General features: G+C 44.6%; 22 protein-coding genes and 2 tRNA genes. 13 read left to right on the forward strand and 11 right to left on the reverse strand.

What is annotated here, in order from left to right; genetic code table 11:
• Window positions 1-450: 450 nt before the first annotated feature.
• The 3 genes from JGK39_RS11985 to polA form a co-directional block, all read right to left on the reverse strand.
• The gene (locus JGK39_RS11985) at window positions 451-975 is read right to left on the reverse strand and encodes a hypothetical protein (protein WP_293296566.1); all 525 of its coding nucleotides are present in this window, start codon (window positions 973-975) and stop codon (window positions 451-453) included.
• Between the two features lie 737 nt (window positions 976-1,712).
• Window positions 1,713-2,285, reverse strand: a complete 573-nt coding sequence (locus JGK39_RS11990) for a thermonuclease family protein (protein WP_293252496.1) — start codon at window positions 2,283-2,285, stop codon at window positions 1,713-1,715.
• 13 nt (window positions 2,286-2,298) lie between these two features.
• Entirely contained in the window at window positions 2,299-5,307 is a 3,009-nt protein-coding gene (gene polA, locus JGK39_RS11995; protein ID WP_293252593.1) for a DNA polymerase I, read from the reverse strand.
• A 248-nt stretch (window positions 5,308-5,555) separates the two neighbouring features.
• Between polA and JGK39_RS12000 the strand changes: the two genes are divergently transcribed.
• Window positions 5,556-6,884, forward strand: a complete 1,329-nt coding sequence (locus JGK39_RS12000; protein WP_293252494.1) for a J domain-containing protein — start codon at window positions 5,556-5,558, stop codon at window positions 6,882-6,884.
• A gap of 223 nt (window positions 6,885-7,107) precedes the next feature.
• Here the strand turns inward: JGK39_RS12000 and JGK39_RS12005 are convergent, their stop codons facing one another.
• From JGK39_RS12005 to JGK39_RS12025, 5 genes are all read right to left on the reverse strand, one after another.
• Complete coding sequence (locus JGK39_RS12005) at window positions 7,108-8,769, reverse strand: EAL domain-containing protein (protein ID WP_293252491.1); 1,662 nt, start codon at window positions 8,767-8,769, stop codon at window positions 7,108-7,110.
• Entirely contained in the window at window positions 8,759-11,137 is a 2,379-nt protein-coding gene (locus JGK39_RS12010; protein ID WP_293252488.1) for a PAS domain S-box protein, read from the reverse strand. Before JGK39_RS12010 ends, JGK39_RS12005 begins: the two co-directional genes overlap by 11 nt.
• A 648-nt stretch (window positions 11,138-11,785) precedes the next feature.
• Complete coding sequence (locus JGK39_RS12015) at window positions 11,786-12,241, reverse strand: hypothetical protein (protein WP_293252485.1); 456 nt, start codon at window positions 12,239-12,241, stop codon at window positions 11,786-11,788.
• Window positions 12,186-12,629: a hypothetical protein gene (locus tag JGK39_RS12020; protein WP_293322186.1), complete on the reverse strand. Its 444-nt coding sequence runs from the start codon at window positions 12,627-12,629 to the stop codon at window positions 12,186-12,188. Before JGK39_RS12020 ends, JGK39_RS12015 begins: the two co-directional genes overlap by 56 nt.
• A gap of 54 nt (window positions 12,630-12,683) precedes the next feature.
• Entirely contained in the window at window positions 12,684-12,974 is a 291-nt protein-coding gene (locus tag JGK39_RS12025) for a hypothetical protein (RefSeq protein WP_293252479.1), read from the reverse strand.
• Window positions 12,975-13,277: 303 nt separating this feature from the next.
• On the opposite strand from JGK39_RS12025, the gene JGK39_RS12030 reads away from it, so the two are divergent.
• The 9 genes from JGK39_RS12030 to JGK39_RS12070 all read left to right on the forward strand — a co-directional run bounded on the left by JGK39_RS12030 (window position 13,278) and on the right by JGK39_RS12070 (window position 18,567).
• Window positions 13,278-13,652, forward strand: coding sequence for a DUF1257 domain-containing protein (locus tag JGK39_RS12030; RefSeq protein ID WP_293252476.1), 375 nt, complete (start codon window positions 13,278-13,280; stop codon window positions 13,650-13,652).
• A 103-nt stretch (window positions 13,653-13,755) separates the two neighbouring features.
• Complete coding sequence (locus tag JGK39_RS12035) at window positions 13,756-14,433, forward strand: class I SAM-dependent methyltransferase (protein ID WP_293252474.1); 678 nt, start codon at window positions 13,756-13,758, stop codon at window positions 14,431-14,433.
• 414 nt (window positions 14,434-14,847) lie between these two features.
• Window positions 14,848-14,923, forward strand: a tRNA-Asn gene (locus JGK39_RS12040).
• Window positions 14,923-14,993: transfer RNA gene (locus JGK39_RS12045), tRNA-Tyr, on the forward strand. The genes JGK39_RS12040 and JGK39_RS12045 overlap by 1 nt, the downstream gene beginning before the upstream one ends.
• Before the next feature lie 637 nt (window positions 14,994-15,630).
• Window positions 15,631-17,160, forward strand: coding sequence for a slipin family protein (locus tag JGK39_RS12050; RefSeq protein ID WP_293296564.1), 1,530 nt, complete (start codon window positions 15,631-15,633; stop codon window positions 17,158-17,160).
• 62 nt (window positions 17,161-17,222) lie between these two features.
• Window positions 17,223-17,588 carry a hypothetical protein gene (locus tag JGK39_RS12055; protein WP_293296562.1) on the forward strand — a complete coding sequence of 122 codons (366 nt, stop codon included), beginning with the start codon at window positions 17,223-17,225 and terminating at the stop codon, window positions 17,586-17,588.
• Window positions 17,589-17,593: 5 nt separating this feature from the next.
• Window positions 17,594-17,911 (forward strand): RNA-binding protein, encoded by a 318-nt coding sequence (locus tag JGK39_RS12060; protein WP_293296560.1) that lies wholly within the window; start codon window positions 17,594-17,596, stop codon window positions 17,909-17,911.
• Window positions 17,912-17,998: 87 nt separating this feature from the next.
• A complete protein-coding gene (locus JGK39_RS12065; protein WP_293296558.1) occupies window positions 17,999-18,265 on the forward strand; it encodes a type II toxin-antitoxin system ParD family antitoxin in 267 nt (88 codons plus the stop codon).
• Complete coding sequence (locus tag JGK39_RS12070; protein ID WP_293296556.1) at window positions 18,262-18,567, forward strand: type II toxin-antitoxin system RelE/ParE family toxin; 306 nt, start codon at window positions 18,262-18,264, stop codon at window positions 18,565-18,567. Before JGK39_RS12065 ends, JGK39_RS12070 begins: the two co-directional genes overlap by 4 nt.
• A gap of 25 nt (window positions 18,568-18,592) precedes the next feature.
• On the opposite strand, the gene JGK39_RS12075 is transcribed toward JGK39_RS12070, so the two are convergent.
• Window positions 18,593-19,117: a hypothetical protein gene (locus JGK39_RS12075; RefSeq protein ID WP_366048872.1), complete on the reverse strand. Its 525-nt coding sequence runs from the start codon at window positions 19,115-19,117 to the stop codon at window positions 18,593-18,595.
• A 268-nt stretch (window positions 19,118-19,385) separates the two neighbouring features.
• On the opposite strand from JGK39_RS12075, the gene JGK39_RS12080 reads away from it, so the two are divergent.
• Window positions 19,386-20,258, forward strand: a complete 873-nt coding sequence (locus tag JGK39_RS12080; RefSeq protein WP_293296554.1) for a hypothetical protein — start codon at window positions 19,386-19,388, stop codon at window positions 20,256-20,258.
• Between the two features lie 31 nt (window positions 20,259-20,289).
• Entirely contained in the window at window positions 20,290-20,664 is a 375-nt protein-coding gene (locus JGK39_RS12085) for a hypothetical protein (protein ID WP_293296553.1), read from the forward strand.
• Here the strand turns inward: JGK39_RS12085 and JGK39_RS12090 are convergent.
• Both JGK39_RS12090 and JGK39_RS12095 read right to left on the reverse strand, forming a co-directional pair.
• The gene (locus JGK39_RS12090; RefSeq protein WP_293322189.1) at window positions 20,639-20,782 is read right to left on the reverse strand and encodes a hypothetical protein; all 144 of its coding nucleotides are present in this window, start codon (window positions 20,780-20,782) and stop codon (window positions 20,639-20,641) included. The two genes, JGK39_RS12085 and JGK39_RS12090, sit on opposite strands and share 26 nt — an antisense overlap.
• Window positions 20,758-21,102 carry a hypothetical protein gene (locus JGK39_RS12095; RefSeq protein WP_293296551.1) on the reverse strand — a complete coding sequence of 115 codons (345 nt, stop codon included), beginning with the start codon at window positions 21,100-21,102 and terminating at the stop codon, window positions 20,758-20,760. Before JGK39_RS12095 ends, JGK39_RS12090 begins: the two co-directional genes overlap by 25 nt.
• Window positions 21,103-21,269: 167 nt before the next feature.
• Here JGK39_RS12095 and JGK39_RS12100 point away from each other — a divergent pair, with 167 nt between their 5' ends.
• Complete coding sequence (locus tag JGK39_RS12100) at window positions 21,270-21,455, forward strand: hypothetical protein (RefSeq protein WP_293252452.1); 186 nt, start codon at window positions 21,270-21,272, stop codon at window positions 21,453-21,455.
• Window positions 21,456-21,479: the final 24 nt, after the last annotated feature.

A 21,479-nucleotide genomic window follows, 5' to 3' on the forward strand; every position in this document is an offset into this window, starting at 1 on the left:
GCATTTATGGGGTCTTTGCAGGGTTCCACAGCTCGATCGGCTTTACAGTTTGGGGGAGTTATGGTTAAAAAATTATGGCACAAGCAATCCGGCAGAAGCAAGAAGCAATAAAAGCCAGGGTTTAAGACATTAGGAACGTCCTCACCCTCGGGCGGTTGCTATATATAGCCTTTCTCTGATAGATCTGGGACGCTTGTGGTAAAGGGTAATTGGGAACAAGGTAATTGGTAAGGGGGAAAAAGGTAAACGATAGTTCCTATAGGCTCTCTGAGGCTTCTCTCCGGTAAAGATGCTCTCCGCGTGTGTTCTTTTGGCGATCGTATCAGAATTTGGCATAACTCATATTTATGAGAACCGCTATAAGTAGCGAGTGATAAGTTGCGAGTTATGAATTTGATTGGTGATTCAATCCTCAACTCTACTCGCAACTCACAACTTATCGCTATTCTTCTACTGGCAAAGTCGAAATTGTGCTATGTCAGCAGGAAGTTTTGAAGCATTAGGTACGGTAGCACTTGCTGGAACGAAGATTCCCATACCAAAACTGCAACCCTCTTCCTTCGTGCATTCCCCAGGCTTTGCAGTGATTTGATATTCCCCTTGGGATGGCGGAGTAAAAGAGATTGATACCAGTTCGCCAGTCTTTTGACTCGCACCGATTTCTTGGCCACTGTTAGCATCCTTGAGGGTTAGGTTTAAATCCTGGCAATTTCCGTCGCAAGTGGCTACAAAAACATACTCAATATCTGGATGCAGCGTGGCTCTAAAAGGAGATGAAACTTGCTTGCGAACAGTGCCTATCAATGGCCAAAACACCAATTTTTGACCGTTGCTCGAACGCTGGTCAACTTCTGTTTTCAACCGACAAGTAACAGTTTTTTGCTCGTTGGTCAGTTCTTGAGCGATCGCAGTTCCTACAATTGCAGTACCCAGCAGCAGAGCCATGCCGGAAATAACCAAATGTTTGATATTCATTGATGTCCCCTTAAACTAATTTCTGGGTGATTGCAATAGACCGCTTTTCGCGGCAGTCTATTGATTTATCTGGAGCCTATCACATTTGTTGACTTTTCCCAAAAAAAAGTCGCATCTAAATGCGATCGAACTCCTGTCTGGCCGATTATGAATCTGGCGTCTGCTATCGCCCAAACTCCACTGATTGCGGACATTACGAGCCGAACCTCGTCCTCTTTGTATTGTACTAAATTAGGATGCTCCGCATCGGTGTCTAGAAACCTGGTTTCTCAAATGCCTGATACAGGTTCGCAGATACCACATCAACAACATAATTTTGCTGATGTCAATATACAGATAGGTTGAATTTTTTGGCGATCGCCTTTTTCAAAAAAATCCGGTACACCGAAACCTGTGTTGCTAAGCTTTTTAAGTTTGATTGAGTAAATCATTTACCCTGTAATACCAAATCCGGGTTATTCATCGCCGTTATAAGTGGTAGGGTGCGTCACTATAAGAACTCTCAATAGAAACGAGATTTATTCGTGGTGACGCACCCTACATTTACTAATGACGGATGACTAATGACGGATGACTAATAACTAATGACTAATGACGGATGACTAATAACTAATGACTAATAACTAATGACTAATAACTAATGACTAATAACTAATGACTAATGACTAATAACTAATGACTAATAACTAATGACTAATGACTAATAACTAATGACTAATGACTAATGACTAATGACTTCATTTATCGCTGTGCCGAAAATTCCAAGCTGGAACAAACTTAGAATCTCCCCAAATACCGCGGCGATTTTTCTTGGCTTCGGCTTCTGCTTGTTGCACAACACTTGCACTCGGACAGTTTTTTAAGTATGGAGTGTAAACCATTGCTAATCCTTCGCGCACCAAAACTTCTTGAGCAAATGTGCCATTTGGTAAGCGAACTTCGCTAACTTTGCGGCCGTAGCGGTCAGTATCGGTGACTGTCAAAACCACGCGATCACCCCCTTCTTTGACGAGCTGCTGCATTCTTTGCTGGGCTAGATTGCCCCACTTGAACTGATTTTTATCTGCTGCTTTTGTGCTGTTTTTTTCGGATTTTTTGTGGGCAATTTCCGGTGCATCTATGCAGGCAAAACGTACTTTAATATCTTTGCCGGCGGCATCGCTGGCGACAAGGGTATCGCCGTCGCTGACTCGTTTGACAGCATAATTGTTGGGAGGTAGCTTTTGCGGACAGCCGGAGAGTAGGAAAAGCAGAACAACTGCACTCAAGCTGGTGATTGTAGGGGAAAGGGCGATTTTATTTTTGGTCATAGTTTTCTTTTTTTTATTTAGTTTCCATCCAATTTTGCCCCGCGTGGATGTCAACTATCAGGGGTACGCTAAGCGGCAGAGCATTTTCCATCGCCGTTCTAATTTTTGGCTGCAATTCTTCCCATTCATCGGGAGGTACTTCAAAGATTAATTCGTCGTGAACTTGCAGCAGCAGCCGCGCCTGATAGTTTTGCAAAATTTTGTCTACCTCAATCATGGCAAGTTTAATGATATCAGCACTGGAGCCTTGGATGGGAGCGTTGGCTGCGGCCCGCAAAGATTGGGCGTCATTTTTAGTGAGAGACTTAAGTAGGCTGGAGTGAATGTCTTCCGGGTTGCTGCCTTTTAACCTGCGGATTGTGTCGCTCTCGAAATTCAAGTAGCGGCGGCGACCTAGTATAGTTGAAACGTAGCCTAGGGCGATCGCCTCTTTTTTTACTTTTTCCAAGAATTCAAAGACTTTACTGTAACGCTGGTTGAATCGTTCAATAAACTTTTTACCGTCTGCGGAAGATTTGCCCATCGATCGCCCAAACTTAATCGCCCCCATACCATAAACTACCCCAAAATTAATCGTTTTGCCAAACCGTCTTTCATCCGGCGTGATTGTTTCCTTTTCAAACAGCAGTTGAGCCGTCAAGGTATGCACATCTTGATTATTTTTGTAAGCTTCTAGCAGCAGAGGTTCTTGACTCAAATGAGCCAAAATTCGCAGCTCAATTTGAGAATAATCAGCCGACACCATCAGCCAACCCGACTCAGGTAAGAAAGCCTTGCGGATTTGCCGCGAAAACTCGGTGCGGATCGGAATATTTTGTAAATTGGGATTGGAAGAAGAAAGTCGGCCCGTACCCGTTGCAGCTTGGTTGAAATCTGTATGGACTCGCCCGGTATCCGCACGCACCAACTGCGGCAAAGCATCGACGTAAGTTGATTTTAATTTGGATAATGTTCGGTGTTCTAATAAATCATCTACAATCGGGTGGTCTCCTTGCAATTTATCCAAAACAGCGGCGTCTGTCGAGTATCCCGTCTTAGTTTTGCGAGACTTTTTCTGAAACTGCTCGGGGATTTTTTCTAACAAGATTTCGCTGAGTTGTTTTGGGGAACCTAAATTAAACTTTTTCCCCGCGGCTTCATAGGTATTTTCTTCTATTTCCGCTAAGCTTTTTTCTAGCTGGTGCGAAAGTGTATTGAGATAAGCTGAATCAATGCGAATTCCGCAGTATTCCATTTCTGCTAAAACAGGTTCTAAAGGCTGTTCTACTTCTAGCAGTAAATCGTTCAATGGTTTTTCGGGCAAGTTAGCTTGATCGACTTCATCTAACTCTGATTTAAGTTTTGCTACTAACAGAAATGTGGTGTGAACATCCATGCCGCAGTAGTCGGCTACTTTGATAATACTGATGTCAGCAATTGTCTTGTTTTTAGGTACTAATTCTTTGTAACTTTCTGCGACAATGCCTAAGTATTTCCTTGACAGTTCGCTGAGACTGTGGCTGGTTTCTGGGTTGAGTACGTAACTGGCTAGCATGGTGTCAAATACGACGCCGGCGAGTTTGATTCCTTGACAGCGCAGGATCGATCGATCGAATTTAGCATTTTGCAGCGCCTTGGGATAATTCTCGCTTTCCAAAATCGGACGCAAAGCATTTAAAACCGTGGCTTTGTCCAAATTTGTGCCTGTTTTGTGTCCCGTGGGAATGTAAGCTAAATCTTGTTCTCCGGTTCCCCAACAGCAGCCAATTCCGACTAATTCGGCATCTCGCGGTTCGATGGCGGTGGTTTCGGTATCCCACGCCACGGGTGAGTTTTTGTCGGTGAAGGTTTGCAGCAGTTGAATTAATTCGTTTAACTGTTCTATTGTTTGAATTATCCGGGGTTTGATCGGCGATTTAGGAATATCCTCCTTCTTCCAAAACCACAACGCATCTTCTTCAGCAGCGTTAGAATTTGCACGCGAGGCATTTGTTGAATTATTCGCGTTACTTTGTTCTTCGGAGATTGCAACTTCCCCTGTTGATTCTCTCTTCTTCTCAACATCCGCTACATCCGCTACATCCGCTACAAAATCCGCTGCCGAACCTTCCTCCCCCCCGAACCTCTTCTGAATCTGTTTAACCTTACTCAAAAATGTTTTAAATTCCAACTTTTCCAGCATCGGAATCAAGGCGGCTTCATCAAAACCTTTGAGCTGGCAATCTTCTAAGTTAATTTCTAGGGGAACTTCTTGAATAATTGTCGCCATTTTTTGAGAATGATAGGCGGCTTCTTTGCCTTCTTCGAGCTTTTTCTTGGTTGCTCCTTTAATGTCGTCGATCGCAGCATAGATGCCATCGAGGGTATTGTAAGCTTTCAATAATTGCAGGGCGGTTTTGTCGCCGATGCCTTTGACTCCGGGGATGTTGTCGGATTTGTCGCCGCAGAGGGCTTTGTAATCTATTACTTGTGCTGGTAAAATGCCGAGTTTTTCTTTGACTTCTTCCGGGCCGTATTCTTGGGATTTGCCTTTGCCCGATCGCCTGAGTTCATCCGTGCTCAAGTACAATACGCTGATGTGTTTCTCGGTTTCTACTAATTGAAACAAATCTCGATCGCCCGTGAGGATTTTCACCGCATAACCCGCGGCGCTGGCTTTGTTCGCCAAAGTTCCCAAAACATCGTCGGCTTCGTAGCCCGGAGCGGTGACTGCTGGTAAATTGAGATAGCCGAGGAGTTCTTGCAGGTTTTTGATATCCGGCTTAAAATCTTCGGGAGTTTCCGCGCGACCGGCTTTGTAAGTTTCGTCTGCTTCGTGGCGAAAAGTGGGCGCGGCGAGGTCAAAGGCGATCGCCATGTACTGGGGATCGTGGGCGGCCATGACTTCCAGCAGCGACTTGAGAAAGCCAAAACAGACGCTGGTGGGAATGCCTGTCGTAGTTCGCAAGCCTCCGTCTCGACTTTTGGCAAAGGCGAAGTAGGAACGAAAAGCCAGGGAGTGGCCGTCAACTAAGATGAAGGTGGGAGCTTGATTTTCCGACACTGACACAGATGGCGATCGCCCGAAACTATTTTTCCATTGTAGCCAGTTGTCATACCAGTTTTAAAACCGAACGGAACCGCAAAAAAGCTCTAAACCCTTATAAAATCTGTCATTCCCAATTCTTCAATCCCAAATCCCAAATCTAAAATCTAAAATCGCTCGATCGGCGTATTGTGCAGCTTGGCTCAGAATAGTAGAAGATGTTACGTGCGATCGCAAATTATACCAACACCTGCCGATCGAAGCCTATGGCTGACATTAATCGATGCTACGAAATCCTCGAAATAGAGCCTGGAGCTTCCCTAGAAGAAATTAAGCGCGCTTACAGGGATTTAGCCTTTGTGTGGCATCCCGATCGGTTTGTCCACAACGATCGCCTGCAACAAAAAGCCCAACAAAGATTAACAGAAATCAATCAAGCTTACGACGAGTTGGTGTTATTTCTGAGTCAGCCTCCACCGCAGGCGATCGACAAACAATCTCAGCAGCCCGCACCGCCGCCACCAGCAGAAAAGCCGCCCGAAAAGCCACTGAGAAGGCGTTCGGCAAAATCAGCCCGCAAGCCCGGTTCCCAGCGCACTCAAACCCGGCAAAAAAAAGCCGCATCCCACAAAATTTCAACTCCAAACAACCCGAAAAACAAGAAACGATTTACAACTCAAAATCGCCAAACGTGGGGGGGAAAAAAACAATCTGGGCCCACCGCGGCGAGGGAAGCGCGGCCATCTCAAAAATATCCCTACCTTACCCCGAACCGGAAAAAAGAATTTCCGACTCAATACTCACAACCGCGGCTATCTCAAAAATATTCAAGCTTCCCTTGGGGGCCGCTGACACTCGCCGTGGCGAGTTACGCTTTGACGGGTTGGATTTTGACGGTATTCGCCGCCCCGCTGTGGATGTGGACTTTAATCTGCGGTGCGGATTGGCTGTGGGCCGCGATTTTGCTGGCGGAGGGTTCGGCAACGCCTAGAGTGTGGCTGGCGGCGTTAGTTTTGGCTGGGACGGTGGGGGGGTCGATCGCCGGTTTTCAAGCCGGAGGAACGCTAACAGGAGCTGCTTGGGCGCTAGTTGGGGCTGGTCTGGGGGCGATCGCCAGTTCTGAGGCCGAGTCTCGGGCCGTGGCTGTAGTTTTGGCAGCAGCGGGAGTGCTGACAGTGGTGGGATTGATGGCGGGAACGGGTTCCGGGAATTGGCTCAAGGTGTTAGTGGAGGCGGTTTGTTGGGGGATTGTCGGCTTGATGTGCGGGCTGGCGGCGGAACTAGGCCTGCATTCAGGTTGCCCCGTCGGGCTTGGAGGTGCGATCGGGCTGGGGATTGGTGCGTGGGCGGGGGCTTTGACTGCTGCGGGTTCCGGGGATCTCGCCCAAGCCTTGGCTATCGCGGGATCTCAGGCTGTTTATGGGGCTTGGGCTGCGATCGGGATTATTGCGGGAGTTGTGGCGCGGATGGTAGCTGGAGAAAGGTCGATCGGCATAGGTGGCGGACTCTACACATCTATCCTGTTAGTGACTACTTCCGGTTTCGGGTTGTGGTTGGGGCGCTGGTTGGTTGGTCGATCGCATCTTTTTAATTAGTCATCAGTCATCAGTCATCAGTCATCAGTCATCAGTCATCAGTCATCAGTCATTCGTCATTCGTCATTAGTCATTCGTCATTCGTCATTCGTCATTCGTCATTAGTCCTGAGGGAAAATTCCCGATGCCCCATGCCCCATGCCCCATGCCCCATGCCCCATGCCCCATGCCCCATGCCCCATGCCCCATGCCCCATGCCCCATGCCCCATGCCCCATGCCCCACTATAATTTCCAGCACTTATCGCTTTTCAGTAGCGCTGCAAACTCTGGCTTTGGCAAAGCCTGACTGAAAAAATGACCTTGAATTTCGTCGCAATCGCGATCGCACAAAAAAGCAAGTTCCCGCTGATTTTCTACCCCCTCAGCAATCACAGTCATATTCATGGAGTGCGCCATTTGAATAATCGCCACCGTAATTGCTGCATTTTGGCGATCGTCAGCAATATCGCGAATAAAACTCTTGTCAATTTTGATTGCATCAAACGGCAAGCGTTTCGGATAACTCAAAGAAGCATATCCCGTACCAAAATCATCAATTGCTATCTGAATCCCCATATCTCTCCACACCGTAAAAGCTAGAGCTGCCGCTTTTTCATCTTGCAAAATTAGACCTTCCGTCAATTCTAATTGCAGGCATTTAGGAGCGAGATTAGTTTCTCTCAATATCTCGCTAACTCTCTCCGTCAAATTTTTTTGCTCAAACTGGCGGGCTGACAGGTTGACTGATACCCGCAGCGGAGGTAAACCCTCTATTTGCCAAGCTTTAGTTTGCCGGCAAGCAGTCTCTAACACCCATTCGCCCAGCGGTGCAATCAAGCCCATCTCTTCAGCCATGGGAATAAATTCCGCAGGGGAAACTCTGCCCCTTTTTGGATGGTTCCAGCGCACCAAAGCTTCAGCACCAATAATTCTTCCGGTTTTAATTTCTATTTGCGGCTCATAGTAAACTTCAAATTCCGAGCGCTTTAAAGCATTTCGCAGGCAAGTCTCTTGAGTAAATTTATTGATATAATTATTCGCAACTTTTGCAGCATAAAACTGATACTTGTTGCCACCTTGTTGCTGAGAATTGTACATAGCTGTATAAGCATTTTTTAGCAGTTCTTCTCCATCGTTGCCGTCGCCAGGAGACAAAGAAATGCCCATACTTGCCGTGACATAGAGTTCCGAGCCTTTGACAATCATAGCTTGGGCTACAATATCTAAAATGTTTCGAGCAATCTTGGCAGCATCCTGTTTTTCGGCAACTGGTTCGAGAACAATTGCAAATTCGGCAGATTCCAAACGAGCCACAATATTAATATTCTCCGTGCAGTTGCTCAACCGTTCAGCAACTTTGCAAAGTACGCAGTCGCCGATATCATGCCCCAAGGTACTGTTAATCCGGTTAATTCTATCTAAACTAAGAATAACAACGGGAATCATTGCGGGCAATTCTTTTTGCGTGTCTAATACCAAACTTAGCTGCTCTCGTAACAGCGAACGATTTGGCAAGTTTGTCAAGCAGTCGTGCTGATGTCGGTGGAGAGCTATTTGAATAGTTGTGTGCAAGTTTTTTTCTTCAAATGGTTTCACTATATAGCCGAAAGGTTTCGTCGCATTGACGCGCCGCAAAGTGTTTTCGTCCGCATAAGCTGTCAAATAAACTACCGGAATCTGAAAGCGCGATCGAATTTCTTCTGCTGCTGTAATTCCGTCGATTTCTCCTTGGAGGTTAACATCCATCAAAACTAAATCTGGTCTGAATTCGGCTGCGGATTCAATCGCTTCTTCTCCAGAATACACAATACCTGTTATGCTATACCCTCTCGATATTAAACTGTCGGAAATGTCTTCCGCAATGATGCTTTCGTCCTCAACTATCAGAATTTTTTTATTTGACATTAAGTTGTCTCCTTAAAGTGCTGTTTTGCTTGGAAAATGTTATTTTAAAATTTGTCCCTGCTGTTTCTAACAGTTCTATTTTACCCCGAATTTGCTTGACCAAAGAGCCGACAAGCCGCAAACCCAAGGTTCGGGCATTTCGATAATCTAAGTCTTGAGGAAAACCAATTCCACTGTCGCTCACAGCTAGCACGCAAATCCGGTTATTATCTAAAGTAAAATCTATTTTTATTTTACCTTGAGTTTGTCCTGTAAAAGCATACTTGAGCGAGTTTGTCACAAGCTCGTTGATAATTAACCCGCAAGGAACTGCCGTATCAATATTCATAGAACACGGCGCAATATTTGTTTGCAACTTGACGCCTTCTGTATCAATTTCATAAGCTTGGAATAAATTATGGGCAAGATTTTGGATGTATTCAGCAAAGTCAATGTTTGACAAGTCTTTGGATTGATACAATTGTTCGTGAACCAGGGCCATCGATCTGACTCGGTTTTGACTTTCTTTTAACATTTCACTAACGCGGCTGTCTTGGATGTAGCGGGACTGAAGTTTGAGCAAACTGGAAATAACTTGAAGGTTGTTTTTGACGCGGTGGTGAATTTCTTTGAGGAGGACTTCTTTTTCTGCGAGGGATGCTTTGATGCGATCTTCGTCGCGCTTGCGATCTGTAATGTCTCGCACTACTGCTTGAATTATTTTTCTACCATTAATTTCCATTGCGTTTAACAGCACTTCTGCGGGAAATTCTGAACCGTCTAGCCGTTTGTGCACCCAGTCAAAGCGACAGCTACCTGTTTGCATTGCTGCGGATATTTTTTGTGTTACTAGACTGCACGAGTCTTGTCCGTTAGGCTGAAATTGCGGGGAAAATTCGCTAGGTTTCTTGCCATAAAACTGTTCTTGATTGCTGCAACCAAAAATTGCTAGGGTGGCGAGGTTGCAGTCAAAAAAATTTTCTTCTTCGATCAGCATTACTGCGTCGCTGGTGGCTTCGTAAAGGCTGCGAAATTTGCATTCAGACTCTTGTAAAGAAACGATTAATTGGGTTTTTTGAGCTTCGGCGCGCTTGCGCTCGGTAATGTCTATTCCTACGGAAACTGCTGCGGTTCCTTGATGATATTTTTGAGCTACTATTAAATAATTGCAGGCTAAGCCGTTAATTTCTATATCTATTTCTTGCGATGTTTGCTGACATGAACTGTGAAAAAAGTTGCGGATTAGTTGTCCAAAACTTGAGCCTTTGTCGAGAAAGTTGATTTCTTCCCCGACAAAACTTTCAGGAGACCGTTTGAACGAGGTTGCTAAGTGCTGGTTGACTCCAATATACCGCAAATCTGAACTTACCCAAGAAATCAGTCCGGGCACGGCATCCAAGACGGCGCGAAGTTGGTCTGTAGCTTCTTGGAGTGCTTCTTCGGAACGCTTGCGATCGCTAATATCTGTGGCCGTTCCGCACAAACCTAAAATAGCGCCGTTTTCAGCTTGGTTGACGATGCTGTTGACGCGCAGGTGGACGGGGCTACCGTCTTTGCGGATGTGTACTATTTCGTAAGGCAAATTAGGGGTTTGTGGCTGAAGGCTGGTTCTTGCTAAGAGTTGGGCAAATATTTCTATTTGTCTAGCTTTTTCTTCTTTAATTAAAAAATCGGTAAAGCGACGACCGATCATTTCTAGGGGTTCGTAACCGTAGATCCGTTTGGCGGCGGAATTGACAAAAGTCAAGATGCCTTGAATATCGATCGACCAAATCAACTCTTGGGACGTTTCTACGAGGTTGCGGTACTTTTTTTCGCTTTCGGCAAGTGCTGCATTCGAGACTGCCGTTTGCCGAGTAAGTTTGTCTTCTAATTCTTGATTTGAAAGAGAGAGAGTTGCGATCGCTCGCTCGCGCTCGGTAATATCAGTAGAAACACCGACAGCCCCGACAACTTCGCCGTTTGCGTTTCGCAGCGGTGCCGATCGAATTTCGTGAATAAAATGCCCCTGTCGGGCATTCCAAGTGCGATCGTTTCCTGCTAGTACGTGGGCAATATTTTCTAAGATATCTGGCTGGCTGTAAACTGCAAAAATCGACTGCCCGAGGGCCTCACCCGGTTCGAGCCCCAAATTTTCCCATCCTTTGCCTGCTGCAAGGGTTAACCTGCCGTCTTTGTCTGTTGCCCACAGGAACATCGGCGCACAACTGACGGCGGCGTGCAGGGTTTCGTTGGCAAGTTTTAGGCGATCGATTTCTGCGTGCAGCCGATCGCGCGTGTTGTTTAATTCTACCGTTAGTCGATCGGCTTTTTCCTGCCAACTGACAGCATTGTCGCACATTTGTGCCCGATTGCGGGAAGGATAGATGGATTGGTTGCAGTGTGACATGGTTACTCAGGGAAGCACTGTTATATTTAAACCCTGCCTATCTTTTAAGCATAAACTTTTTCACTGAAATATTACAGTTAGTTGCGATACTCATCCGAGGCAGATTCGATAATTTAAAGCTAGTGTAAAGGATTCATAAATAGCGGCTTGCCCGGTTGTGTGGCGACTATTCAGAAATTGACAACAAGCTGAATAATGGTTGCGAATCGATACTTTTACCCTAAGTATGTGTAGTAGTGCAAAAAGAAGTTTGGCAATCCTCGGCTTGCACAAGACATAGAATTATAAAGTTATTATATTTGCTTGCGTATATTTACGCACCCCGTCAGTCGGAAATTGCGAATTTTGAAATATAACCACCGCGCCCGACGGTTAGGAAGTTCTCGCATTGCACTTGCCCCATGCCGTCGATTGCCCCTTCCGTCTTCGTTATTTCCTCTTGCTTTTTCCAAGGGCCGCATCTGTGTTTTGCTTTTACACGCTGCTTTGCTGTGCGGGACACTCGCTATATATATCAGCTTTGCTGTGCGGGGACACTCACTATATGTATATCAGCTTTGCTGTGCGGGGACGCTCTGGGGAGAGTAAAAAACGGTTTTTACTCTCCCCAGAGATGCTCCCCTTCCTTCTTACTTCTGCCTTCTGCCTTCAATTAATTCCCCAAAATTTAATAGTTTTGTCTAAACTGCCGGTGATAACAGTTTCGCCATCGCGGCTAAAAGTAAGACAAGTAACAGCAGCTCGATGTCCGCCGAGAGTGTGAATTTGTTCGCCAGTGCGGGCATTCCAAAATTTGAGATTACCATCGGCGCTAGCACTGACAACAGTGCGCCCGTCGGGACTAAAGACGATCGCATTTATCGAGTTAAAATGCCCTGCTAAGGTAATCGAACTATCTGGATTTGATAGCTGTCGCAGTTGAATGTTTCTGTCCCAGCCGCCAGCAGCCAAAGTCTGCCCGTCTCGACTGAAAGCCAGACAATTGGCATAACCTTTAATTGTTTGGGAGCATTCTCGGCTGCGGAGGTTCCAGAGTTTAATTGTACCGTCAGAACTGCTGAAGCGCGAGAGTTTGTGCGATCGGGCTAAAAGCCAGACTCGCAATTCCTCCTTTGTGAGATCCCCAAGTTAAATGACTCCCAAAAGTACAGATTAACTTTCCCGTCTCTAAATTCCAAATTTTGATAGTAGTATCTGCCGAACCGGTGGCGATAACTTGACTGTCGGGACTGATGACAAGTGCAGTAATTTCCCCTTCGTGTCCGAGGGAAGTATGCCGCAATTCTCCTGCCTGCCAAATTTCGATCGCGCGGTGTTTCGGAAGATTTCTGCTCCTGACAAAAACTTCGGTTTCTTGGCAAAGAACAAAAGTTTCTTGAGCGCGAGGATACTTGTCAACTGTATAGAGTATTTCTCCTGTCTCTAAATCGTAAATTCTAATTATTTTGCCGTGCAAACTCGCCGTGCGATCGCCCGCTGGACTAATTGCCACATTTGTCCCTGTTTTCACAGTGCGGATGCAGTCAAAAAGTTTGTAAGGCACGAATTATGTTAAAGCTTGGCGGACAAAAGGTTCTGTCCTTTGTCGCAAAACTGAATAAGCAACTCGCTGCACTTCTGGTGCGGGGTCAAGCAGCGCTTCAATTGCTAAATTCAAACCGGCGTCTCCGTATTTAGGAGCATCTTTGACGGCGGCGATGGGCGGCTCGATACTAGGACTGTGCAAGCGCTGCTTGACTCCGGCGATGCCTCCCAAAACGGCGGCGGCGATCGGGATTTGACTTTGGCCGCCGAGGACGGCATCATATTCTCGCTCGTTGGTTAGAATTGTCTGCAATCATACCATTTTAGATTGGGAAATTGGGAATTGGGAATTGGGAATTGGGAATTGGGAAAGAATGATTGCCTAAGAGTTTACGTGCAGATGCTAGCCTGCCAAACCCCATATTTTTCGTAAACAGTGCGTTGGAGAACACAAGTTCTAATATAGTTTCCGGTTGCATCAGTATTGTTCAAATGTCCAAACAGTCAACAGTCAACAATTATGAGGAATGCCACCGGAATAGATATAACTTATTGACTGTTGCTGTTTATGCTATTATAATCAAATCAGCGTTTCACACAAAAATCCGAAAGTGATATGTCACACTTCACAACGATCAAGGTTCAGATCAAAAACGGCGAACTGCTGCATCAAGTGTTGGAAGAGTTGGGTTATCAAGTAGAGTGCAATGTGCAGGTGCGGGGTTATCATGGCGAAAAAACTAATGCCGAGTACGTGATTCGGCAGTCCAACGGTTACGATTTGGGTTTTCGGCGCAGCGGAGAGGATTATGAATTAGTGGCGGATTTTTGGGGCGCTCGCATTAACCAGCAGGAATTTGTCAATTCAATAAGTCAGAAATACGCGCGCAAAAGTTTGATGGCGGCGGTGCAGTCTGAGGGTTTTAATGTGGAAGAAGAGGAAATTTTGGCGGATGGAACGGTGAGGGTTGTTGTGGGTAGATGGGTTTAAGAATCGCTCTTTCTGAACTCGTTTTTATATACTCAGGACTTACGCAGAATCGGATTCAAAATCAGATTTCTTCGTAAGTCTTAGTACCAAGAATAGAATTACCATGAAATTCGATCGCCCTGAACAACAAATTCAAAAGAGTTGGGAAGCTAATGCTGACGCATGGACGCGGGCGATCGAGCAAAATTCGATCGAAAGTCGCCGCGCAGCAACGGATGAGGCTATTCTGCAAGCTGTGCTGCGCTACGGGCATCGGCGAGTGCTGGATGTCGGATGCGGTGAAGGTTGGTTGGGGCGCGCCTTAGCAAAGCACGGTGTAGAGGTGGTTGGAGTTGATGCTTCCCGTGGTTTGATCGATCGCGCGATCGAGAAAAGCAGCGGTTGTTTTCGGGCGATCGGCTACGATGACATTATTGCCGATCCGCTGATACTCGGTCAATCCTACGATGGGATTGTCTGCAATTTTTCGCTACTTGGTGAGGAAATTGGAGATTTATTGCGATCGTTACGCCAAGCCACAGTCTCAGACGGACATTTGTTAATCCAGACAGTTCATCCATTCACAGCCTGTCAGCAACAGCCCTATATTGATGGATGGAAAATCGAGACTTTCGACAATTTCGGCGGCGGAGTTTTTATAGAGCCGATGCCCTGGTATTTTCGCACAGTTAGTTCGTGGTTTCAACAAGTGTCAGAATCGGGCTGGAGAATCTGTGAATTAGAAGAGCCGATACACCCGCAGACAAAGTTGCCTCTTTCGCTGCTCTTAATTTGTCAGTAATTAGAAGCGACGCACGGGTGGTCAGAAACCGGGTTTTTTATGAAAATTCTTCCTTTGAACCAACAGATTAGGTAAAAAACCCGGTTTCTTTGGTTTTAGTGTGTCCAGGAACGAGTAATAATTTGTTCGTAGTGCGGACTTCAGTCCGCAGAATAAAAGCGGACTGAAGTCCGCACTACGAACGGAATAAATCTTCTGATTTTTCACAGGGAACCTTTGGGGTGCGTCGCTTTTAAATTGTCAATATTTTTTAGGTATTTTTCGCAGGATCCACACCCTACGACTATTTTCTTTGTGCTAGGCTTAAGGTGGGATAGTGACAAATTTACAAAGCTATAGTCCGGGTTCTGTACGCCCGACTGGTGCGCCTACCTCTGGTAGAAGCGTATACCGCTAAGTAATTGTAACTATATCGTTTGATTAGCTCAATTGGAAGAGCGATCGGCTATTAATCGATGGGTTGCAGGTTCGAGTCCTGTATCAAACCCCAAAAAGTTAGCTCATATGGATAGAGCAATCGACTGTAGATCGATGTGTAACAGGTTCGAGTCCTGTACTTTAAACACCCTAGCCCTGGGTATGGGCTCCTTGTTGAAAGGTTGCAAAATAGCACGGGATAAATCCCAAGACGGCGCGAATCCGTTATCTTAAAGCTCTGTCATGCAAGTGTTTGTTAGCAGTAAAGAAGCCTGCGCGACTGCTTTTCTTCCTGATTCGAGTATGTCCGTTGCTTTGCTACATTTGGTTTTCCTGCGGGAATTCTAGATGCGTTGGGCGATTCCCTACGGGATAGCTTCGCTGCACGGCATATTTGAGCGTTACTATCTGTTTCTAGATTGCCGAAAGGTAGTTTGGGAAAAGTGGCAACAATCTTAATCCAGTCTGGGAGAGGCTTTTGCCCGCATCCGAACTGTAAGCACTTGCACTTGACAGAGCGCAAATATTTTTGTAGTATATATATTACACAGTCGATTAACAGCGCCCAATCGCAATTAAAATTGGGTCAATTCGACGCACGCGCAGTCAGAAACCGGGTTTTTTGCGAAAATTTTTTGCACTCACCCGGAGACTCGGTAAAAACCCGGTTTCTTTGGTCTCAATACGTAAGTTATAACTAACTTTAGTTTATTTGTGCAGACTCAAGAATAGATGTTTGTATTAAATCTTTTTCGCTGGTTCCATTTCCCTCAAATTTATATGTGGCAAACCTTTCATGTCCAACTCAGCCAAATCGGAATCTTATATCATCGCGGCGATTTCAATAAAATCTTAAAGCCCGGTACGCATACCTATTTCGGCAACCATTGGCAATTAAAAAGCTACGATCTCAATCAACCAGAAGCTAAGATTGATAACTTGGAATTGCTGTTGAGAAATTACCCAACCGAACTGCAAGAACATCTTTCGATCGTCCGCACAGGATTCAATCAAACAGCATTAGTTCGTCTCGGTCAAACTTGGATTAGTATTTTTCCGAATCAAGTGCGGGCTTTTTGGCGCGGTTTTATTGAGGTGGAATCTCATCTTTTTAACTTAGACGAAAATTTGGAATTGCCTGCTGAATTTGTCAAAAAAGTGCGATCGGTTGTCTTAAATGGACTGAATAGATTCCAAGTTTCCGAGTATGAAATTGGCTTGCTGTACGTGCAAAGTAACTTTATCCGACCTCTGGAACCGGGGGAATATGCTTTTTGGTCTGTAAATCAAGCCGTTACTGTGAAGAATCTCAGCCGGATTGTACCTAATCCTAGTTTTCCCCTAGAAGATGCCCTAATTGAACAGCATCCTGAGTTTATTGCGGCTTACTGTGAAGTCGTGCAATTAGCTAACAATTCCGTGGCAATTGTGCGGCATCGAGGAAGGGCGATCGCAATTTTGCCACCCACAAGTCGCAATCTCTTTTGGCAGGGTGTAGAAGTTGAAGTTATCGACATCAGCACTGATGCCAAATTACCATCTAATTTAATAGCTGAATTAGTTGCAGGTTCGGCAGAAGTTCAGTTGCTCAATAAAAGCTATTTGCATATCTGCGAAGTTCCCCCACAGCACGTCGGACTGTTGTATATCAACCAAGAGTTTCAATCGCAACTGCAACCGGGAACTCACGCTTGGTGGAAGTTTGGACGCTCTTTTCAAACGGAAGCAATTGATTTGCGCCTGCAAAATATCGAAGTATCCGGTCAAGATATTCTGTCGAAGGATAAAGTGCCTTTGCGCTTGAATTTGACTGCTGGTTATCGCATCCAAGATCCGCTGCGTGCCAAAAACGGTTTGTCGGATATTACGGGATTTCTGTATAAGGAGTTGCAGTTTGCTTTGCGCGGTGCGGTGGGCGAACAGACTTTGGATTCGCTGTTAGAGGCTAAAGGTGCGATCGATCGCACTATTTCTGAATACATCCGCGCCAAAACCGCAGAATATGGCATTGAGGTCGATTCTGTAGGGGTGAAAGATATCATCTTACCGGGCGAGATCAAGACGATTTTGAGCAAGGTTGTGGAGGCGGAAAAATCTGCTCAAGCGAATGTTGTCAGACGCCGGGAAGAAACGGCGGCGACTCGGAGTATGTTGAATACGGCGAAGGTGATGGAGGATAATCCGGTTGCTTTGCGTTTGAAGGAGTTGGAGGTTTTGGAACGGATTGCTGAGAAGATCGATCGGATTCAAGTTAATGGGAGTTTGGATAATATTTTGACTGATTTGATTCGGATTAATCGCGAAAATTGATGAATGGGATAGAATAAGAGCAAACGGGTAAAGAACGAACATGAGTATTACTAGGCATTGAAATGCAATCCAGTTTCTCACAAGCCTCCCAAATCATTACAATTTACAAATCACCTCAAAGAGGCAAAGGTCAGAAATTATTGCAAGAGGGATTTCAACCCCTAGATTTTCCCTATAATCCTCCTTACTTGGATGGAAATTGCTATTTTGCTGGACCCAACGATCGCAGTATTGCCGAAGAGTATAATCTCAGCTACAAAGAAGGGATACTGGAGGTTTCCATAGATAAGTCAAGTTACGAGCAGTATTTCAAGTCGCTGGAATATCGCTATGATGAGAAAGACGGTTACGAGCGAATTGAGATAGTTGTGCCTCAAGGCTTGTTTGCCATACTCAATCAATTTCCACGAGTCCTAAAACGAGAGTGAATATTATGGATAGTCAAAACTGGGAGCAAACCAAGCAAAAGTATAAATTGTGGCAGTTTGTGCTGGGGAAAGTTGAATATCATGCTCCTTTTGGAGTGTTTGTCGATCTTGGTGAAAATGCGGTCAAAGGTTTGATTAAAATTCCCGACTTTTTGGATGAGGGAGAAATGAGTGAAGAGATGTATCCTGAAATCGGTAGTGCGATCGGGGCAATTGTTGTGGGATATAATGAGGGTAACTGTCGTGAAGTGTATCTGAGTGCAAAGCCTAGTATTTTACACGAAATTCTTGTCCCGCTGAGAAGTCGCCCAGTATCGGTTTGAAATAATTTGGTATGCTAATTTTGCCGATCGCCAGTTTCAAATATCGATCGATGCGATATAATTAAAACAAACGGGTAAATCAATACTATGAGCATTACGCTGACGAAAACCCAAGAAATATTCATTCAGACTAAACTGCAAACTGGTAAATATGGCTCTGCCGAAGAAGTTCTCGAAGTTGCTTTGCGATTGTTAGATGAATACGATCGCGCCGATCGCGAATGGCTCGATGCTGTACGAGTTAAGATAGATGCTGCGGTTGCCATGTCCGAACATACTCCACCGATTGATGGCGAAACATTTATTGTAGGGATTTGCGATCGTTTCCGGCAAGCGCGCGAGACTCAACAATGAAACGCTATCTCATCAACGTTCTTGCCACCCAAGACCTCAACGAAATTACTGATTATTATTTCACTACCAACAACATCGAAGCAGGTGAGCGCTTTTTCCAAGATTTTTCGCGTCGCTGCCAACAATTAGTCAACTTTCCTAATTTAGGCAGGAGTTATATAGAAATACGTCCCAACTTGCGAGGTCTGCCTTTGGATGGCTACATCATCTTCTACCGACTTTTAGAGGATGGGATTGAGATTCTTCGTGTAGTTAGCGGTCGCCGAGATCTACTATCCCTATTTGAGGAACAAGAACCATGACATTGAGATATAAAATAGCACAGATTTACTCCTGCAAGTCCACCTGCTTAACCTGCTCTAAAGGTATATCTAGGGCTTCGGCAATTTGCTCGTCGCTCAAGCCAAACTGCCGTAATTTATCTATTGTTTCAATCTTAGTTTGATTTTTATTTTCCTCCTGCGAGTCGGGAGTTTCCGGCTGACTTTGATTTAGGTTAGGAGTGGTTTGTTCGGAACCCATGTTTACACAGCCGATTATATGATTACTATTATTAGTATTAAAACTTCGAGCGCCCAAATAAATATTTAGATCGCCTTGCCGTTCTACGACGGATTTAAGGTTTTTTTTATCAACTTCTTCATCAAAAATATCAGATAACATTTGCAAAAGCTCGTAACCGACATCCTTAGCATGACCCGCTGAACAACCACAATTCTCTGCAATGTCATCATACTTTTGACGTTTCAGCGTGCCTTCGATAATTCCGCGTTGCAAGTCATTTAAGCGTTTGCGTGTCTTGGCGTAGACAGCATCATCTATAAATTGAAGTATTTCTTGGAGGCGCATCATCCGGGATGTGGGAGGACATTGGTTATTATAGCCGACTTAATCCGTCTCGATCCGTCTTTTTCCGTAGTTTACAATAATTTAAGAAAAATCCGTCTTTTTCCGCTTTTAATTTTTGTGCGATCGGTTTATAGTAGGTATACACAGTAAATAACAATTATTCGTTCAATTGCAACCAATTAAAATTGACGATTTTTGTGTGTATTAAACTCTATTCAAATCTCGCAAATTGCACAAATAATATGGATATGATGGCATGAGGGGAAATAAAATGCTATTAGCAATATGTACTATTTCATTATTAGCTACTTCAATTAAATCTTTGGCTCAGCCATATACAAATACACCTGCTTCAGGTAGTATCAAACAAGGTTCTAATGCTTCAAATAAACAAACGCCGACTTCATTATCTACTCCATCACAGAATATTTTAACACTAAACGATACCAGCGCTGTAAAAAAAGAAACTGATTGGTTCGCAACATTAGTTTCTTTATTTAGCTTAGGTGTATCTGGTGTTGTTGCTTATAAATCTCTTCTAAAAAAACAAAATATTAAGTTGTGTTTTGGAAAAGATATTATACTTTTTCCCATTTTTAAAATTGATGCTATAACGAGTTGTACGACTCTTACAGGAGTACAATTTAATCTACCGATCACCTTCTACAATTGGAGTCCACAAGGCGGAACAATTGAGCGTATTCGCTTAGTTGTTGTCAAAGATGGCCATGATAATTTTTACGATATGATATGGACTGCTTTTGTTAAAATTGGAATAAGTGGAAATTTTGAAAATGATAGTTTAGCTCAACCAATTCCTGTAAAAGGACTTTCTTCCGTAAGTAAAGTAATTCAATTTGATTGGATGATTGAACTAGGGGGAAGGCAATTTGAGGTTAAATCTGGCAAGTATAAATTGAGGATTTATGAATGGACGAACGATAGTAAATGCTACAGCACAGAATACGAAAGTTTTTTTACGATTGAAGATGAAGATTTTGTGAAATTCAACGATCATGTCACTCGTAATTCTACAGAATCAATTTGGATACCATTGAATGAAAATCACAAGCCAAATCGGTGGTTGTCAGAAGCTGAAATTAATGATATCTACCCTCCCAAGAAAAAGCCTAAGAAAAAGTAAATTTATTTGCAATAAAGGAGTCGTTTAAACTATGCCTGAGAATTATAAATCAATAAATGTCGGTGGAAGTGTTTATGGTGCCCAGAGTAGTGGAAGCGTTTACAATGCTAATCAGGTCAGTAGATCTGACAACACCACTTTTGACCAACAATCAGAACAAAAACAAACTCTTGCTGCTTCAGCAAAAGAAATTCAACAACTGCTCGAACAGTTAGCAAGAATTAATCCAAATCCTACTGAGGCCGAAAAGATTAAGTACATTCATGATGAAACAACTCCTAGTTTCAAACGTCGCTTGATTGCTGCATTGCAGGCTGGCGGTGAAACTGCGATCGAAGAGTTTTTAGCCAATCCCTATGTCAATGTTACGAAAGCGATCTTCAAAGGTTGGATGAAACCAGAATAGTTACCGGTATGCGAAGATCGATCGCCCTTACGAACAAAACTAAGTGCGATCGCCCTTTCCCTTTGTCGCTCATCCCGATCGCATTACCTTGAGTTATCCAGACTGTTTTTCCTGCCAAATCGCTTCTCTCTCGGCTTCTAAACCACCCAATAAGTCCCTCAAACCTACATTTCCATCTTCCCTAATCGTGACAATCCCCTCGATTAGTTGGGTAACTTGCATCGGCGCATCAAAATCCTCGGCAATTACCAACGGCATCCCGCGCAGAGGATAATGCTTTTGCGCTGTCAATTCAGCACTGGAAATCTCAGCAGAGTCGATCGCCAAAAAACCCTCCAAGTTCGACAAGCGCCTCTGACGCAAAAAACTCAATAGCACCTCAAGTACATCATCTGAGGCTTGCTCAATCTCGCGGATTACTTCTTCCCGGATTGTCATAATCTGGCATTTTCCTTGCTAGACTTCTTTACCCATTGTAATTCGTAAGAGCGATCGTTTTGGGCGATCGCCCTTACGAACAAAATTAAGTGCGATCGCGCGAAACACCAAAACCTGACAACTGGGCAAGCTATAATTAGCGGTATCTCTTATATAAAACGGCGATTATGACTGAATTGCTCGATCGCGCGATCGCCCAATTGAAAACTTTATCAGCAGACGAGCAAGATGCGATCGCCGCTCGCCTGCTCGCCGAATTAGAAGATGAACGAGCATGGAAAGCTCAGTTTGAAGCTACAACAGATGCTCAGTGGGATAGTCTAGCTGAGCTGGTACGTCAAGAAATCGCTTAAATTTTAGCCTTTACAGCACAGGAT

Source organism: Microcoleus sp. PH2017_12_PCY_D_A, from assembly GCF_020738565.1.
GTDB lineage: Bacteria > Cyanobacteriota > Cyanobacteriia > Cyanobacteriales > Microcoleaceae > Microcoleus.